This is a genomic window from Azospirillum sp. Marseille-Q6669 (assembly GCF_965111635.1).
On the sequence record NZ_CBCOOP010000006.1, the window covers coordinates 527501 to 542911 of the forward strand.

12 protein-coding genes and 2 rRNA genes (1 of these 14 running past the window's edge) are annotated in these 15411 nt (G+C 67.3%); 8 read left to right on the forward strand and 6 right to left on the reverse strand.

Annotation, left to right across the window (positions count from 1 at the left end; all coding sequences use genetic code 11):
- The 3 genes from ACWPXE_RS30995 to ACWPXE_RS31005 all read left to right on the forward strand — a co-directional run.
- Window positions 1–1206, forward strand: a 23S ribosomal RNA gene (locus ACWPXE_RS30995); it begins 1541 nt to the left of the window's first position.
- A gap of 133 nt (window positions 1207–1339) precedes the next feature.
- A 5S ribosomal RNA gene (rrf, locus tag ACWPXE_RS31000) occupies window positions 1340–1455 on the forward strand.
- Window positions 1456–1739: 284 nt separating this feature from the next.
- Window positions 1740–2906: a PQQ-dependent sugar dehydrogenase gene (locus ACWPXE_RS31005; protein WP_454020892.1), complete on the forward strand. Its 1167-nt coding sequence runs from the start codon at window positions 1740–1742 to the stop codon at window positions 2904–2906.
- Between the two features lie 8 nt (window positions 2907–2914).
- Here ACWPXE_RS31005 and ACWPXE_RS31010 read toward each other — a convergent pair whose 3' ends face one another.
- Window positions 2915–3139 carry a hypothetical protein gene (locus ACWPXE_RS31010; RefSeq protein ID WP_454020893.1) on the reverse strand — a complete coding sequence of 75 codons (225 nt, stop codon included), beginning with the start codon at window positions 3137–3139 and terminating at the stop codon, window positions 2915–2917.
- A 149-nt stretch (window positions 3140–3288) separates the two neighbouring features.
- Between ACWPXE_RS31010 and ACWPXE_RS31015 the strand changes: the two genes are divergently transcribed.
- On the forward strand, window positions 3289–4128 hold the full coding sequence (locus tag ACWPXE_RS31015) for a TrmH family RNA methyltransferase (protein ID WP_454020894.1): 840 nt from the start codon (window positions 3289–3291) through the stop codon (window positions 4126–4128).
- Here the strand turns inward: ACWPXE_RS31015 and ACWPXE_RS31020 are convergent.
- The gene (locus tag ACWPXE_RS31020; RefSeq protein WP_454020895.1) at window positions 4114–5049 is read right to left on the reverse strand and encodes a LysR substrate-binding domain-containing protein; all 936 of its coding nucleotides are present in this window, start codon (window positions 5047–5049) and stop codon (window positions 4114–4116) included. The two genes, ACWPXE_RS31015 and ACWPXE_RS31020, sit on opposite strands and share 15 nt — an antisense overlap.
- Window positions 5050–5164: 115 nt before the next feature.
- Here ACWPXE_RS31020 and ACWPXE_RS31025 point away from each other — a divergent pair, with 115 nt between their 5' ends.
- On the forward strand, window positions 5165–6634 hold the full coding sequence (locus tag ACWPXE_RS31025; RefSeq protein WP_454020896.1) for a catalase: 1470 nt from the start codon (window positions 5165–5167) through the stop codon (window positions 6632–6634).
- A gap of 69 nt (window positions 6635–6703) precedes the next feature.
- Here the strand turns inward: ACWPXE_RS31025 and ACWPXE_RS31030 are convergent, their stop codons facing one another.
- A complete protein-coding gene (locus tag ACWPXE_RS31030) occupies window positions 6704–7117 on the reverse strand; it encodes a winged helix-turn-helix transcriptional regulator (protein ID WP_145628106.1) in 414 nt (137 codons plus the stop codon).
- Between the two features lie 114 nt (window positions 7118–7231).
- Between ACWPXE_RS31030 and ACWPXE_RS31035 the strand changes: the two genes are divergently transcribed.
- Complete coding sequence (locus ACWPXE_RS31035) at window positions 7232–8080, forward strand: SDR family oxidoreductase (protein WP_454020897.1); 849 nt, start codon at window positions 7232–7234, stop codon at window positions 8078–8080.
- Window positions 8081–8163: 83 nt separating this feature from the next.
- Here the strand turns inward: ACWPXE_RS31035 and ACWPXE_RS31040 are convergent, their stop codons facing one another.
- Genes ACWPXE_RS31040 through ACWPXE_RS31050 form a run of 3 tightly spaced genes read right to left on the reverse strand, consistent with a single transcriptional unit; the run spans window position 8164 to window position 13154 of the window.
- Window positions 8164–11241 carry a MexW/MexI family multidrug efflux RND transporter permease subunit gene (locus ACWPXE_RS31040; protein ID WP_454020898.1) on the reverse strand — a complete coding sequence of 1026 codons (3078 nt, stop codon included), beginning with the start codon at window positions 11239–11241 and terminating at the stop codon, window positions 8164–8166.
- A 10-nt stretch (window positions 11242–11251) separates the two neighbouring features.
- Window positions 11252–12448 carry an efflux RND transporter periplasmic adaptor subunit gene (locus ACWPXE_RS31045; RefSeq protein WP_454020899.1) on the reverse strand — a complete coding sequence of 399 codons (1197 nt, stop codon included), beginning with the start codon at window positions 12446–12448 and terminating at the stop codon, window positions 11252–11254.
- Complete coding sequence (locus ACWPXE_RS31050; protein ID WP_454020900.1) at window positions 12438–13154, reverse strand: TetR/AcrR family transcriptional regulator; 717 nt, start codon at window positions 13152–13154, stop codon at window positions 12438–12440. Before ACWPXE_RS31050 ends, ACWPXE_RS31045 begins: the two co-directional genes overlap by 11 nt.
- A 217-nt stretch (window positions 13155–13371) precedes the next feature.
- On the opposite strand from ACWPXE_RS31050, the gene ACWPXE_RS31055 reads away from it, so the two are divergent.
- Window positions 13372–13746: a hypothetical protein gene (locus ACWPXE_RS31055; protein WP_454020901.1), complete on the forward strand. Its 375-nt coding sequence runs from the start codon at window positions 13372–13374 to the stop codon at window positions 13744–13746.
- A 76-nt stretch (window positions 13747–13822) separates the two neighbouring features.
- Window positions 13823–15334 (forward strand): multicopper oxidase family protein, encoded by a 1512-nt coding sequence (locus ACWPXE_RS31060; RefSeq protein ID WP_454020902.1) that lies wholly within the window; start codon window positions 13823–13825, stop codon window positions 15332–15334.
- Window positions 15335–15411: the final 77 nt, after the last annotated feature.

Consider the following 15411-nt stretch of genomic DNA (forward strand, 5'->3'; position numbering starts at 1 on the left):
TGTTGAAGGAACTCGGCAAATTGCCCTCGTAACTTCGGAAGAAGAGGGCCCCGTCGCGGCGCAAGCCGGGGCGGGGGGCACAGACCAGGGGGTGGCGACTGTTTACTAAAAACACAGGGCTCTGCGAAGCCGTACAAGGCGACGTATAGGGTCTGACGCCTGCCCGGTGCCGGAAGGTTAAGAGGAGGGGTTCACGCTCCGAATTGAAGCCCCGGTAAACGGCGGCCGTAACTATAACGGTCCTAAGGTAGCGAAATTCCTTGTCGGGTAAGTTCCGACCTGCACGAATGGCGTAACGACTTCCCCGCTGTCTCCAACACCAACTCAGCGAAATTGAACTCTCCGTGAAGATGCGGAGTACCCGCGGTCAGACGGAAAGACCCCGTGCACCTTTACTACAGCTTTGCAGTGGTGCTAGGGATCTCATGTGTAGGATAGGTGGGAGGCTAGGAAGCCCGGGCGCCAGCTCGGGTGGAGCCATCCTTGAAATACCACCCTTGAGGTCTCTGGCATCTAACCGCGCTCCGTTGATCCGGAGCCGGGACCCTGCATGGCGGGTAGTTTGACTGGGGCGGTCGCCTCCCAAAGTGTAACGGAGGCGCGCGATGGTGGGCTCAGAGCGGTCGGAAATCGCTCGACGAGTGCAATGGCATAAGCCCGCCTGACTGCAAGACAGACAAGTCGAGCAGAGACGAAAGTCGGCCATAGTGATCCGGTGGTCCCACGTGGACGGGCCATCGCTCAACGGATAAAAGGTACGCCGGGGATAACAGGCTGATGACTCCCAAGAGTCCATATCGACGGAGTCGTTTGGCACCTCGATGTCGGCTCATCACATCCTGGGGCTGGAGCAGGTCCCAAGGGTTCGGCTGTTCGCCGATTAAAGTGGTACGTGAGCTGGGTTTAGAACGTCGTGAGACAGTTCGGTCCCTATCTGCCGTGGGTGTCGGAGTTTTGCGAGGATCTGTCCCTAGTACGAGAGGACCGGGATGGACATACCTCTGGTGCACCGGTTGTCACGCCAGTGGCATGGCCGGGTAGCTAAGTATGGACGGGATAACCGCTGAAAGCATCTAAGCGGGAAACCCACCTCAAAACCAGAACTCCCTTGAGAGCCGTGACAGACCATCACGTCGATAGGAGGCATGTGGACGGGCGGCAACGCCTGAAGCTGAGCCTTACTAATCGCTCGATCGGCTTGATCCTTCCCAGCAGGCGGCCCGCGCGCAGCGGCAAGCCCTGGGCGCACGAGCCAACACCGCAAAGAACAAGAGCAGACGTCCTCAAACTTAACGAAACCCGCCCGTCCGGTCCGGATGGTTCGCGTGTGCCTTGGTGACCTGGTGGTCATGGCGAGGCTCCCAACACCCGATCCCATTCCGAACTCGGCCGTGAAACGCCTCAGCGCCGATGGTACTGCGTCTTAAGACGTGGGAGAGTAGGTCGCCGCCAGGTCACCACGGCACACGCCAAGCCATCAAGGACTTGGATGGATGGGTTTCAAACACACTTGACAATCGGCTTCATGAACGGCAAGGCCGGCGCTTTCCCAACGGAAAGCGCCGGCTTTTCGTCGTGTCCGGGGTGTCGCGGCCGGCCTCCTCCCTAACCCTCCCCCGCCACCGGCGGGGGAGGGGACAAAAGGACGGGGAGTGGGAATGAAGTGGGGCCGAGCGTCTTGTTCGTGGCCGTGGCGCCCCCACCTACCCATCGACAGCGACGATGCGGGAGGACGAAGAATGCGCATGGGCCGAACCGCCGCCCTGATGACCGCCACCACCCTTGCGGCTTGCCTGAGCGTTACGGACGCAAGCGCCGTGGACAAGGTGTTCAAAACCGAAAAGGCGATGGTGGCGGTGAAGACCGTCGCCAGCGGCCTCAGCCATCCCTGGGGACTGGCCTTTCTGCCTGACGGGCGGATGCTGGTGTCCGAGAAGGACGGCCGGTTGCGCATCGTGGCGCCGGACGGCACGGTCTCCGCCCCGGTGAAGGGCGTGCCGAAGGTCGACGACCGCGGGCAGGGTGGCCTGCTCGACGTGGCGCTGGACCCGGACTTTGCGCAGAACCGCTTCGTCTATCTCAGCTTTTCCGAGCCCGGGACGCAGGACGGCACCAACTCCACCGCCGTGGCGCGTGGTACTCTGAACGCCGACGAGACCGCCCTGACCGACGTGCGGGTGATCTTCTCGCAGAAGCCCAAGGTGGAAAGCCGGATGCATTACGGGTCCCGGCTGGTCTTCGACCGGCAGGGCCACTTGTACGTGACTCTGGGCGAACGCTCGCTGGAGCAGTTCCGGACGCAGGCGCAGGATCTCGATTCGCATCTGGGCAAGGTGGTGCGGATCAACCGCGACGGTTCGGTGCCCGCCGACAACCCCTTCGTGAACCGGTCCGGCGCGCTGCCGGAAATCTGGTCCTACGGCCACCGCAACATCCAGGGCGCCGCCCTGAATCCGCAGACCGGCGCGCTGTGGATCAACGAGCATGGCCCGCGCGGCGGCGACGAGGTCAATGTCCCCGAACCGGGGAAGAACTACGGCTGGCCGGTGGTGTCCTATGGCGTGAACTACAACGGGACGCCGATCGGGACGGGCAAGTCGAGCGCGCCCGGCATGGAGGAACCGGTGTACCAGTGGACCCCGGTCATCGGTTCCTCCGGCATGACTTTCTACACGGCGGACACGCTGCCCGGTTGGAAGGGCAGCCTGTTCAACGGCGGGCTGGCGACAAAGGAGGTCGTGCGGCTCGAACTCGACGGCAACAAGGTCAAGCACGAGGAGCGCATGTTCCGCGATCTCGGCAAGCGCATCCGGCAGGTCAGCCAGGGACCGGATGGCGCGCTCTATCTGCTGACCGACGAGAATCGGGGCGAGATCCTGCGGGTGACTCCGGCGGGCAAACCGTAAGCACCGGTTCAGCGGCCCTCGTTGCGTCGGTGCGGTTTCTTCAGGCGCTCCGCGGCCATCAGGTCGCTGCGGCTGACGCCGATGTCCCTCAGCAATCGGTCGTCAAGGCGGTCGGGGGTGGCGGCCCGTTGTTTCCGGCGTTCCTTCAGGCGGTGGCAGGCTCCCAGCAGGGCGGCGGTGATTGACTTCGGCAGGGTTGCGCCGAAGGCGCGGACGGCGGTCAGGGTCGGCATGGGCGATTCCTCCGTTCGGGCGGGGACTGCCGCCCCGCGTTGCCGGTCCTGTCTAGCGGGCTTTGGCCGGTGGGGAAGTGGCCCCCTTCACATCGGCCCCGCGCTTTCCGGACTTCCGATGGGACGGCAGGGGCGCTACACAGGCGCCCATGCCAGCCATCATTCCACCCTCCATCATCCCCATCGACGACCCGGACGACCCGCGGATCGCCGCGTACCGCGACGTGAAGGAGCGCGACCTCGTGGGGCGGGAGGGCCGCTTCATCGCCGAGGGGGCGGTGGTGTTGCGGACGTTGCTGACCGCCTCGCGTCATGAAACCCTGTCGCTGCTGATCGCAGACAAGCGGATCGCCGGGCTGGCGCCGATGCTGGAGGCGTTGCCCGCCGCGGTGCCGGTCTACAGCGCCCGGCAGGAGGTGCTGGACGCCATCGCCGGCTTCCCCCTGCACCGCGGCATCCTGGGCCTGGGGCGGGCTGCGGCGATGCCGGAGCCGGACGCGCTTCTGGCCGCGCTGGGACCGCGGGCGACCGTGCTGGTGCTGTGCGGGATCGGCAACCATGACAATGTGGGAGGCATCTTCCGCAACGCGGCGGCCTTCGGTGTGGACGCGGTGCTGCTCGATTCCGGCTGCTGCGACCCGCTTTACCGCAAGGCGATCCGCGTGTCGGTCGGGGCGGCGCTGCGGGTGCCCTTCTTGCGGATTCCGGTGGGAATCGATCCGGTCGCGCTGCTGGAGCGGCATGGCTTTGCCGTCCTCTCGCTGAGCCCGGCGGGAGCGGTGACCCTGGCGGGGCTTCGCCGTCCGGAGCGCGCGGCGCTGCTTCTGGGGTCAGAGGGGCCGGGCCTGCCGGCGTCCGTCCTGGCGCGGACGCGGACGGTGCGCATTCCCATGGCGCCGGATTTCGATTCCCTGAACGTTGCCACGACCAGCGGGATCGTCCTGCACCACCTCGCCTTTATGGCGGAGCCGGAGTCAGGAGTCGGCTGAGTCTTCGATCCGGCGCAGGCCGGGCGGGGTGGCGTCGCGCAGGCTCCGGGCGAGCGCGCGGAAGCCGGCGGCGCGCGGGTCGCTGGCCCGCCAGACCAGCCCGATGATGCGGCCCGGCGGGTCGCCCTGGAAGTCGCGGTAGGCGACCAGACCGCCCACCGTCGCCGCCTCCCCATCCCCCGTGGCGAGCCGCGGCATCAGCGTGTAGCCGGTGCCACTGGCGACCATGTGGCGCAGCGTCTCCAGCCCGGTGGCGTGGCGCATGCCGCGGGTGGTGGCGCCGCAGGCGGCCAGCGCCTGATCGCGCAGGCAATGCCCCTCCTCCAGCAGCACCAGTTCGCCAGGGTCGAGGTCGGCCAGGGCGATGGAGGGCAGGCTTTCCAGCCGGTGGCCGGTGGGGTGGGCCAGCACGAAGGGTTCGAAGAACAGGGCGTCGCAGGTCAGCCCCTCCGCCTCGACGGGCAGGGCGAGCAGAACGGCGTCCAGCCGCCCCTCCCGCAACTCCTCCAGCAGGCCGTCGGTGCGGCCTTCGGACAGCACGAGTTGGACGTCGGGCAGGTGCCGGCGCATCGCGGGCAGGACATGGGGGAACAGGTACGGCCCCAGCGTCTGGATCGCCGCGATGGCGAGCGGACCGTGTAGGGCTCCTGCCGTCCCGCGGGCCAGCGCCAGCAGGCGGCGCGCCTCCTCCAGGACGACGCGGGCTTGGCGGATCACCACCTCCCCCTGCGGGGTGGGCAGCACGCGGCGGCTCGTCCGCTCGAACAGGGGGAGGCCGAGCAGGTCTTCGAGCTTGCGGATCTGCGCGCTCAGCGACGGCTGGCTGACCGAGCAGCGCTCCGCCGCCTTGCCGAAATGCCGCTGCTCGGCCACTGCCACCACATATTCCAGATCACGAAGGGACAGGCCGGCGAGATTCATAGGTTTTGGCTATCGAAGCGTTTGAAACGATGTCTTGGATATATCAACGACGCGGCGGGATAACCAGGGGGCAAAGCGGACGAGCCAACCGATAAGAAACGCAAGGAGTTGAGCCATGAGCACCCTGACCACCGCTGCCGGCATTCCAATCGCCGACAACCAGAATTCGCTGACCGCCGGCCCGCGCGGTCCGGTGCTGATGCAGGATTTCCACCTGATCGAGAAGCTGGCCCACTTCAATCGTGAACGCATCCCGGAACGGGTGGTCCACGCCAAGGGGGCCGGCGCCTATGGCGTCTTCCGGGTGACCCGGGATGTGACGCCCTACACCGCGGCCAAGTTCCTGTCGGACATCGGCAAAGAGACGGAGGTGTTCCTGCGCTTCTCCACCGTCGGCGGCGAGAAGGGCTCCGCCGACGCCGAGCGCGACCCGCGCGGCTTCGCTGTCAAGTTCTACACCGAGGACGGCAATTACGATCTCGTCGGCAACAACACGCCGGTCTTCTTCGTCCGCGACCCGCTGAAGTTTCCGGACTTTATCCACACGCAGAAGCGCAACCCGGCGACCAACCTGAAGGACCCGACCGCGGTTTGGGACTTCTTCTCGCTGTCGCCGGAGACGATGCACCAGCTGACGATCCTGTTCAGCGACCGCGGTACGCCGCGCGGCTACCGCCACATGGACGGCTTCTCCAGCCACACCTTCTCGTGGATCAACGCGGCGGGTGAGCGCTTCTGGGTCAAGTACCATTTCAAGACCCGCCAGGGCATCCAGAACTTCACGGCGGAGCAGGCCGTGCGCATGGCCGGCGTCGATCCCGACCACGCCACCCGCGACCTCTTCGCCGCCATCCGCGACGGGGATTTCCCGGCCTGGACCGTCTCGGTGCAGATCATGCCGGAGGTGGAGGCCGACGCCTACCGCATCAACCCGTTCGATGTGACCAAGGTGTGGCCGCACGCCGATTACCCGCTGGTCGAGGTTGGCGAGCTGGTGCTGAACCGCAACCCGGAGAACTTCTTCGCGGAGGTCGAGCAGGCCGCCTTCAGCCCGGCCAACGTGGTGCCCGGCATTTCCTTCAGCCCTGACAAGATGCTGCAGGGCCGGCTGTTCGCCTACGCCGACGCGCACCGCTACCGGCTGGGCGCCAACCATCAGGCGCTGCCGGTCAACCGCCCGCACGCCGCGGAGGTCCGCAACCACCAGCGCGACGGCGCCATGCGCTTCGACGGCAACGGCGGCGGCAGCCCGAACTATGAGCCGAACAGCTTCGGCGGACCGGTGCAGAACCGCGCGGTGACCGAGCCGCCGCTGCGCATCTCCGGCGATGCCGCCCGTTACGACCACCGCGAGGGCAATGACGATTACGCCCAGGCTGGTGCCCTGTTCCGCCTGATCGGGGCGGAGGCGCAGGAGCGGCTGATGGACAACATCGCCAACTCGCTGGGGGAGGCGCCGCTCTTCATCCAGCGGCGCCAGTTGAGGCACTTCTTCGCGGCGGACCCCGCCTATGGCGCGGGCATCGCGAAGCGGTTGGGAGTGACAGCAGCCGCGGTGACCGAAGAGGCGGCCGTGGCCGGCTGAGCCCAACTCCTGAACACTCGGCACCGCCGGACGCACCCCCTCGCGTCCGGCGGTTTTTTGTGGGACGGGTCAGTCCACAGCGGCGTTTTGCCGGTTCGTCCAGCCCTCGGCGATCCGCGGCAGGTTGAATTCGATCCAGTCGGCGAGGAGGCGCACCTTCTCCGCGGCCTCCCGCCCCAGCGGCGTCAGGCTGTAGTCGACATGGGGCGGCACCACGTCGTGGGCGGTGCGCTTGACCAGCCCGTCGCCCTCCAGCCATTGCAGCGTCTGGGCCAGCATCCGCTCGCTGACCCCGCCGATGGTGCGGCGGAGTTCGCTGAAGCGCAGCGTTCCGCTTTCCAGGGCGATCAGAACCAGGACGCCCCAGCGGCTGGTGACGTGCTTCAGCACCTCCCGCGACGGGCAGGCCGCGGCCATCAGGTCGCCGCGCTGCATTCGCTCCGACAGCGGCAGCGGAGTGTAGTCATCGTCCGGTTCCGGCATGGCCGCTCCCTTTCCAAAAAATCTTCACACTTACATTTATGTACGTACTTACGAAAAGTAAGCAAGTGGCTTAGGTAGGTGGTCACCACCCAACCGCAAAGGGGATACCCGACCATGACCATCGCCGTCACCGGTGCCACCGGCCAGCTTGGCCGCCTCGTCATCGCCCGCCTGAAGGAGACGGTTCCGGCCTCCGGCATCGTCGCCCTGGTGCGCTCCCCCGCCAAGGCCGCCGATCTGGGGGTCGAAGCCCGCGAAGCCGATTACGGCAACCCGGACGCGCTCGCCCACGCCTTGGCCGGCGTCGACACGCTGCTGCTGATCTCGTCGAACGAAATCGGGCAGCGGGCGGCGCAGCACCGCAACGTCGTCAACGCCGCGAAGGCGGCGGGCGTTGGCCGGATCGTCTACACCAGCCTGCTCCACGCCGACCGCTCGCCGCTGAGCCTCGCCGGGGAGCACCGGGAGACGGAAGAGGAGCTGAAGGCGTCGGGCATTGCCTTCACGATCCTGCGCAACGGCTGGTACACGGAAAACCACACCGGTTCGGTCGGAGCGGCTCTGGCCGGCGGCGCCTTCATCGGCAGCGCCGGCGACGGGCGGATTTCCTCCGCCACGCGCGCCGACTACGCCGACGCGGCGGTGGCGGTGCTGACCGGGACCGGCCATGAGGGTAAGACCTACGAGCTGGCCGGGGACGAGGCGGTGACGCTGGCCGACCTTGCCGCGGAAATCTCCCGCCAGTCCGGCAAGGACATCCCCTACCGGAACCTGCCGGAGGCGGACTACGCCGCCATTCTCGCCGGCTTCGGCCTTCCCGAGGCCTTCGCGAAGGGCATCGCCTCCTGGGATGCCGATGCGTCGAAGGGCGCGCTGTTCGACGACGGGCGTCAGCTGTCGGCGCTGATCGGGCGTCCGACCACGCCGCTGTCCGCCGCCGTGGCCGCCGCCTTGCCCCGATAAGGGCAGGCCGGCAAAGAAAAAAGCCCCCCTCGCCTGTGCAAGGCGAGGGGGGCTTTTTCTGAGAGGCTACGGTCCGACGACGCCTACTGCGAGGCCGCCGCGATCTCCCGCGCGCGGCGGGAGACCGACGCCGCGTAGTGGTCCTTCGCCAGCACGGTGTAGACCGCCGGCAGGACGAACAGCGTGAACAGCGTGCCGATCAGCATGCCCGACACGATCACCAGACCAATGGAGAAGCGGCTGGCCGCACCGGCGCCGGCGGCGGTCAGCAGCGGCAGGAGGCCCACCACCATCGCCGCCGTGGTCATCAGGATCGGGCGCAGGCGGACGCGGGCCGCGTGCTCGATGGCGGTGCGGCGGTCCACCCGCTCGTTGATCTGCATCTCGCGGGCGAACTCCACCATCAGGATGCCGTGCTTGCTGATCAGGCCGATCAGCGTCACCAGACCCACCTGCGTGTAGATGTTCATGGTGGACAGGCCGAAGAACAGAGGCAGCAGCGCCCCGCAGATCGACATCGGCACCGAGATCAGGATCACCAGCGGATCGCGCAGGCTCTCGAACTGGGCCGCCAGCACCAGATAGATGACCACCAGCGCGAAGACGAAGGTGACCATGAGTTGGCTGCCCTCGGTCACGTACTGGCGCGATTCCGACAGGTAGGAGTGGCCGAAGCCGGCAGGCAGGATCTCGCGGGCCTGCCGTTCCAGGAACTCCACAGCCTGACCCATCGTCACGCCCGGCATCGGCACCGCGGAGAAGGTCGCGGAGGGAAGCTGGTTGTACTTGGTCAGGGCGTTCGGCTCCGTCGCCATCTCGATCGAGACGACGGTGGACAGCGGGATCTGCGCGCCGTTGCCCGCCGTGACGTAGTAGCGGGTCAGCGTCTCCGGCGTCAGGCGCTTGTCGCGCGGCACCTGCGGGATGACCTCGTAGGAGCGGCCGTTCAGGTTGAAGCGGTTGACGTAGTTGCCGCCGACCAGGATCGCCAGCGTGTCGCCGATCGACTGCATGGACAGGCCGAGGTCCGCCGCCTTGGAGCGGTCGACATGCAGCCGGACGACCGGGCTGTTGAACTGCAGGTCGCTGTCGGTGACGATGAACATGCCGCTCTCCATGGCGGCGGTCTTGATGCGCTCCATGGCGTTGAAGATGGTCTGGTAGTCGCCGGGGCTGTTGATGACCATCTGCACCGGCAGGCCACCGGTGGAGCCGGGGAGGGCCGGCGGCGACACCAGGAAGACCTGCGTACCGCTGACGTTGTTCAACTCGGCCTGGACCAGCGGCTGAAGTTCCTTGGCGCTGCGGGTGCGCTCGTCCCACGGCTTCAGGATCATGCCGGCGAAGCCCTGGGTCAGGGTCGGCAGACCGTTCAGCACGAAGCGGGTGTCGGTTTCCGGATAGTGGGTGAACACCTCGTCCATCTCGCGCCCGTAGGCGTCCATGTAATCGAGGTTGGCGTACTGCGGCCCCTTGGTGATGCCGAACAGGATGCCCTGGTCCTCCTCCGGCGCCAGCTCCGACATGGTGTTGGCGAAGAGGAAGCCGACGCTCAGCAGAACGCCGAAGCCGAACAGCAGGGTCGCCGCCCGGTAGTCCAGCGCGCCGCCCAGCCGCCGCCCGTACCAGCCGGACAGCTTGTCGAAGGTCCGGTCGACGAAGCGGGCGAAGCGGCCCTCGTTCATGTCGCGGGTCAACAGGAGCGAGCACATCATCGGCGACAGCGTCAGCGCTACCACGCCGGAAATGATGACCGATCCCGCCAGCGTGAAGGCGAACTCGCGGAACAGCGCGCCGGTCAGCCCGCCGAGGAAGCCGATGGGGGCGTACACGGCGGCCAGCGTGATGGTCATGGAAATGATCGGCCCGATGATCTCCCGCGCGCCGATCAGCGCGGATTCGACGGGCGACTTTCCCTCCTCCAGGTGGCGGTGAACGTTCTCCACCACCACGATGGCGTCGTCCACCACGAGACCGATGGCGAGCACCATGGCGAGCAGCGTCAGCAGGTTCAGGCTGAAGCCCATCGCCAGCATGATCGTCGCGGCACCCACAATGGACAGCGGGATGGTCACGATGGGGATCAGCACCGAGCGGAAGGAGCCCAGGAACAGGAAGATCACCACGATGACGATGCCGACCGCCTCCAGCAGCGTCTTCTGCACCTCGTCGATGGAGGCCTGGATGAAGCGGGTGGAGTCGTAGACGATCTCCATCTTCAGCGACGGCGGCAGGTTGCGCTCCAACTCCGGCACCAGCTTGCGGATGTCCTCCACGATGGTCAGCGGGTTGCCGGTCGGCGTGGAGTTGATGCCGATGAAGATCGCCTGCTGGCCGTTCATCGACACGCTGGCGTTGGAGCTTTGCGCGCCCAGCTCGATCTCGGCGATGTCCTTCATGCGCACCAGCGCGCCGTCCTTGGACTTCACCACCATCTGCCGGAACTGCTCGACGTCGGTCAGGCCGGTGTTGGTGGTGATGTTGGAGACGACGAAGACGCCTTTCGATTGCCCGGGGGCGGACTGGTAGTTGTTGGCCTGGATCGCCGCCCGCACGTCGGCGGCGGCGATGTTGCGCGCGGCCATCCGATCGGGGTCGAGCCAGACGCGCATGGCGAAGGTCTGGCCGCCCAGGATCTGCGCCTCGGCGACGCCGGACACGGTGGACAGCAGCGGCTGCACCACGCGCGTCAGGTAGTCGGAGATGGCCGCCCCGGACAGCTCCGGGCTGGCGAAGCCCATGTAGAGGATGGAGGTCGTCTCGCCCGTGGATTTCAGGATCACGGGGTCGTTGGCCTCGCGCGGAAGCTGGTATTTGACCTGCTGCACCTTCGACATCACGTCGGTCATCGCGACGTTGGGGTTGAAGTTCAGCCGGATGTAGGCCGTGACGAGGCTCACCCCCTGGGTGGAGGAGGAGGTGATGTAGTCGATGCCTTCCGCCGTCGCCACCGCCTGCTCGATGGGCGTCGTGATGAAGCCCTGCATCAGGTCGGGAGAGGCGCCGGCGTAGGAGGTGGTGATGGTGATGACGGTGTTCTGCAGCTCCGGATACTGCCGGATCGGCAGATCCGTCAGCGACCGGACGCCGACCAGCAGGATCAGCAGGCTGACCACCAGCGCCAGAACCGGCCGCCGGATGAAGATGTCGGTGAATGACATGGCCGGTTCCTCAGTTGCGCGGAACGGTCTGCGGCGGCACCAGCGCGCTCGCTTCCGTCGGCACCACGGCGGCGCCGTTGTTCAGCTTGAGCTGGCCGGAGGAGACCAGCCGGTCGCCGGGCTTCACCCCGTCGAGGATCTCCACCTTGCCGTCGAAGCGGTCGCCGGTCTTCACCGGAACGCGCTTGGCGACATGGCCGTCCTTGCCCTCGGCGTCCTTCTGGGCGGCGACGACGAAGACGCTGTCGCCGTAGACCGTGTAGTCCACCGCGGTTTCCGGAACGACGATGCGGTTGTGGGCCGGCGGCTGGACGACGCGGATGTTGGCGAACATGCCGGGCAGCAGCTTGCGCTCCGGGTTCTGCAGCGTGGCGCGCACCTTGATGGCGCGGGTGTCCGGACTGACCTGCGGCTCGATGGTCGAGATCACCGCGTCGAAGTTGGCGCCGGGGGCCGCGTCGGCGGAGATCAGCACCGGCTGGCCGACGCGGATCTGGCTCAGCGCCTGCTCGGGCAGGGTGAAGTCGACGAACAGGTTGGCGAGGTCGGTCAGCGTGACGACCGGTCCGCCGGCGCTGACATACTCGCCGACATTCACCTGCCGGATGCCGAGTTCACCATCGAAGGGCGCGCGGATCAGCTTCTGGGCGATCAGCGCCTCGGTCTTCTTGATGTTGGCGTTGGCTTCGTCGAGCTGGGCCTGGTTCTGGTCGACGGTGACCTGCGGGCCGGCCTGGTTGCGCAGCAGGTTGCGGGCGCGCTGCAGGTTGTTCTCGGCCAGCTTTGCCTGGGCGCGGTAGGCCAGCAGGTCGGCCTGATCCGGAGCGTCGTTGAGCTGCACCAGCGGCGCGCCGGCCTTCACGCGGGCGCCCGATTCGAAGAAGATCTGGGTCACGCGCCCGACAACCTCCGGCGCCACGCTCACCTGCCGGCTTGCGGTCAGGGTGCCGATGGCGGTGGTGTATTTGGGAACGGACTGCGCCGTCGCCTCGGCGACCGAGACGGGGGTCGGCGGCGGCTTGTTGCCGGCGAAGAAGTCGGCGATGGCCTTGTTCCGGAAGTTGTTGAAGGCGTACAGGCCGCCGAACAGCACAGCCAGGATGACGGCCATGATGATGATGCGGAACGCCAGCCGCCCGCGGGTGACCGGACGGCGTGCGGTGGTCCGCTCTGGCGCGTGAGCGGAATGGTCGATGTCACTCGTCACGATCAGCCTCTCTCGAACAGGTCGGTTCTGGTTCTGTTGATTGGGTGCAATGCAATGATGGCGTGTAAAGAGCCACCGCCTCCTCCCGCAGGCCGAGGCCGCGCAGGATGAAGGCGACCGCGTCGCTGATGGTGCGCCGCGGCTCGGCCAGGGAAGGGACGAGCGGCGTCGGCGGCAGGTGAATGGTGGCCAAGGTGGAGCCCAGCATCTCCGCCAGCCAGAAGGCGTTTTCCGTCACCGGGGCCGAGGGGATGAGGTCTCCGGCGTCGCGGGCGGCGCGCAGCGAGGCCACGAAGGGCGGGGCGATGTGCTCCGACATCCAGCGGCGCACCATATGGGCGAATTCCCCGTCCTCCAGCAGGCTCATGAAATAGAGACGGTAGCGGGGAAGCATGATGTCGCGGTCGCTGGGCAGTTCGCTGACGTAGCAGCTCACCATCGCCTGAACGTAGGCGGCGAGCGTCTCCGTGCTCGGCGGCATCGCCAGGAGCTTCGCGAGATCCTCGTCCCCATCCACGCAGGAGCGGAAGATCGCCTCGTAGAGGGCGGCCTTGCTGGGGAAATGCTTGAAGATCAGCGCCTCCGACACGCCGGCGGCCTGCGCGATCTCCTTCGTCGTGGTGGCGGCGAATCCCTTGCGCGCGAACAGCGGCAGGGCCGCGTCGATGATCGCCGCGCGCCGGGCCGAGTTGTCCAGCCGTCCCATGATTAACCCTATTCCATAAGTGAGCACTAACTCACTTTGCTGGGCCGGAGATATCACGGCGCGGTCAGGCTGTCCAGAGCGGGTTCCCTACAACCAGTGGCGTCAGTGCGAATTTGCGCTTGACCTTCCCGCCGCTGGAAGGTGGAGACTGTGAGCCGTGATGCCGATGCAGGAACGAGAAACAGTGATGGCGCGGGGTGGGTGCACCCTTGGCGGGATGATGTCGATCAGGCTGCTGCTGACGGAGCTGCTGATGCTGGCCGCGCTGGTGCTGTTCGCTCCGTCCCCCGCGCAGGCGCATGTCCATTCCGCCGCCCATTCTCAAGGCCATGCCGCATCCTCGGCTCCAGCGCCGGCCGGGAGCGTCTGGGTGGGCGATGCCGACCACGCGCCACCGGCGGACGACGCCTGCGCGGGCAGGAACGGGCTGTCCTGCGGCGGCGCCTGCCCGATGATGCTGTCGGGCATCGCCGCCACGGCGGCCTTTCCCACGCCGCCGCTCCGTGCCGCCGCGCCCTTCAGGCCCGCCGGGTTGCTACCGGAGGGAATCGGGCCGCCGCCGGTCCTCAGACCACCGCGCATGGCCGTTTGACCGGACTCCACGCCCGAGTTGCGCCTTCACCGCGCGCTCTCTGGGCCGGCATATCGCAAAAACGGACCATCGCATCATGACGATTCTTCAGACCCGCCGCCGGTTCCTGGCGTCCGCGGCTTCGGTCGCCGCGCTGGGCGGCCTTTCCACCCTTCTTCCTGCAGCCGTACGCCCCGCATGGGCCGAGGCGCCCCTCCATCTCGCCGTTGAGCGGCGCGTGCTGGAGGTGATGGGCAAGCCCGCCTCCGTCTTCGGCATCCGCCAGCCGGACGGCACCTCCGGCCTGTTCCTCGATCCGGGGCAGCGCTTCCTGGTCGATCTGGCGAACCGGGCCGGGGAGGACGCGGTCATCCACTGGCACGGCATGACCCCGCCCTACGCCCAGGACGGTGTGGCCGACGCGAACCGCCCGCTGATCCGCGACGGCGCCAGCCAGAGCTACGATTTCGAGCCGCGGCCCGGCACGCACTGGATGCACTCGCACCACGGCCTCCAGGAACAGCGGCTGATGGCGGCCCCCCTGATCGTCCGCACCGTCGAAGACCGGCGCGAGGACGCGCAGGAGGTCACCGTGCTGCTGCACGATTTCACCTTCAAGGACCCTGCCGAGGTCCTCGCCGGGCTGACCGGCGGAACCATGAATCATGGCGGGATGGATCACGGTGGCGGGCATGGAAGCGGCCACGGAGGCCATGGCGGCGGGCATGGCGGCGCCATGCCGATGATGGACCACTCGACCATGAAGGGCATGGGCGGCATGACCATGACCGCCATGGACCTGAACGACGTGGAGTATGACGCCTACCTCGCCAACGACCGCACGCTCGACGACCCGGAGGTGGTGCGGGTGGAACGCGGCGGGCGGGTCCGGCTGCGGCTGATCAACGGAGCGACCTCGACGGCTTTCCACATCGACCTCGGCGCCCTCGACGGCACGGTGGTCGCGGCGGACGGCAACCCGGTGCAGCCGGTGACCGGGCGGCGCTTCGGCATGGTCATGGGACAGCGGCTGGACATCCTCCTCCAGCTTCCCGCCGAAGGCGGCGCCTTCCCCGTCCTGGCGCAACGGGAAGGGGAGCGTCAGCGCACCGGCATCATCCTCGCCACCCCCGGCGCCACGGTGGGCAAGTCCGCCGGCCTCGCGGACGGCGCCGCCGGCCCGGTGGACCTGTCGCTGGAGCGGCGGCTGACGGCGCTCGCCCCCCTGGCGCCGCGCCCCACGGATTCGGCCTTCACCATCCGTCTGACCGGCGGCATGGCCCCCTATGTCTGGACCATCGACGACCGTCCCTTCGGCGAGCACCGGCCGCTGACCGTTCGCAAGGGGCAGCGGGTGACCGTCACCATGGTCAACGAAAGCCCGATGGCCCACCCGATGCACCTGCACGGCCAGCATTTCCAGGTGACCGCGCTCAACGGGACGGCGCTGGCCGGGGCGGTGCGGGACACCGTGCTGGTGCCGATGAACGGTTCAGCCACCATCGCCTTCGACGCCGACAACCCGGGGCGCTGGCCGCTGCACTGCCACAATCTTCTGCACATGGCGACGGGGATGATGACCGAATTGGTGTGTGAACAAACCATATGAACACGAACATTCCGGCGCGGCCCGACCGCGCCGGAACGGGTACCGCAAAAGCCCCGCGCCGGTTCGGACGGATGAAA

What these genes read in the sequence shown, in the direction of transcription:
- ACWPXE_RS31005 (WP_454020892.1), top strand. Translation starts at nt 1,740, where the DNA reads ATGCGCATGGGCCGAACCGCCGCCCTGATGACCGCCACCACCCTTGCG.
- ACWPXE_RS31010 (WP_454020893.1), bottom strand. Translation starts at nt 3,139, where the DNA reads ATGCCGACCCTGACCGCCGTCCGCGCCTTCGGCGCAACCCTGCCGAAG.
- ACWPXE_RS31015 (WP_454020894.1), top strand. Translation starts at nt 3,289, where the DNA reads ATGCCAGCCATCATTCCACCCTCCATCATCCCCATCGACGACCCGGAC.
- ACWPXE_RS31020 (WP_454020895.1), bottom strand. Translation starts at nt 5,049, where the DNA reads ATGAATCTCGCCGGCCTGTCCCTTCGTGATCTGGAATATGTGGTGGCA.
- ACWPXE_RS31025 (WP_454020896.1), top strand. Translation starts at nt 5,165, where the DNA reads ATGAGCACCCTGACCACCGCTGCCGGCATTCCAATCGCCGACAACCAG.
- ACWPXE_RS31030 (WP_145628106.1), bottom strand. Translation starts at nt 7,117, where the DNA reads ATGCCGGAACCGGACGATGACTACACTCCGCTGCCGCTGTCGGAGCGA.
- ACWPXE_RS31035 (WP_454020897.1), top strand. Translation starts at nt 7,232, where the DNA reads ATGACCATCGCCGTCACCGGTGCCACCGGCCAGCTTGGCCGCCTCGTC.
- ACWPXE_RS31040 (WP_454020898.1), bottom strand. Translation starts at nt 11,241, where the DNA reads ATGTCATTCACCGACATCTTCATCCGGCGGCCGGTTCTGGCGCTGGTG.
- ACWPXE_RS31050 (WP_454020900.1), bottom strand. Translation starts at nt 13,154, where the DNA reads ATGGGACGGCTGGACAACTCGGCCCGGCGCGCGGCGATCATCGACGCG.
- ACWPXE_RS31055 (WP_454020901.1), top strand. Translation starts at nt 13,372, where the DNA reads ATGATGTCGATCAGGCTGCTGCTGACGGAGCTGCTGATGCTGGCCGCG.
- ACWPXE_RS31060 (WP_454020902.1), top strand. Translation starts at nt 13,823, where the DNA reads ATGACGATTCTTCAGACCCGCCGCCGGTTCCTGGCGTCCGCGGCTTCG.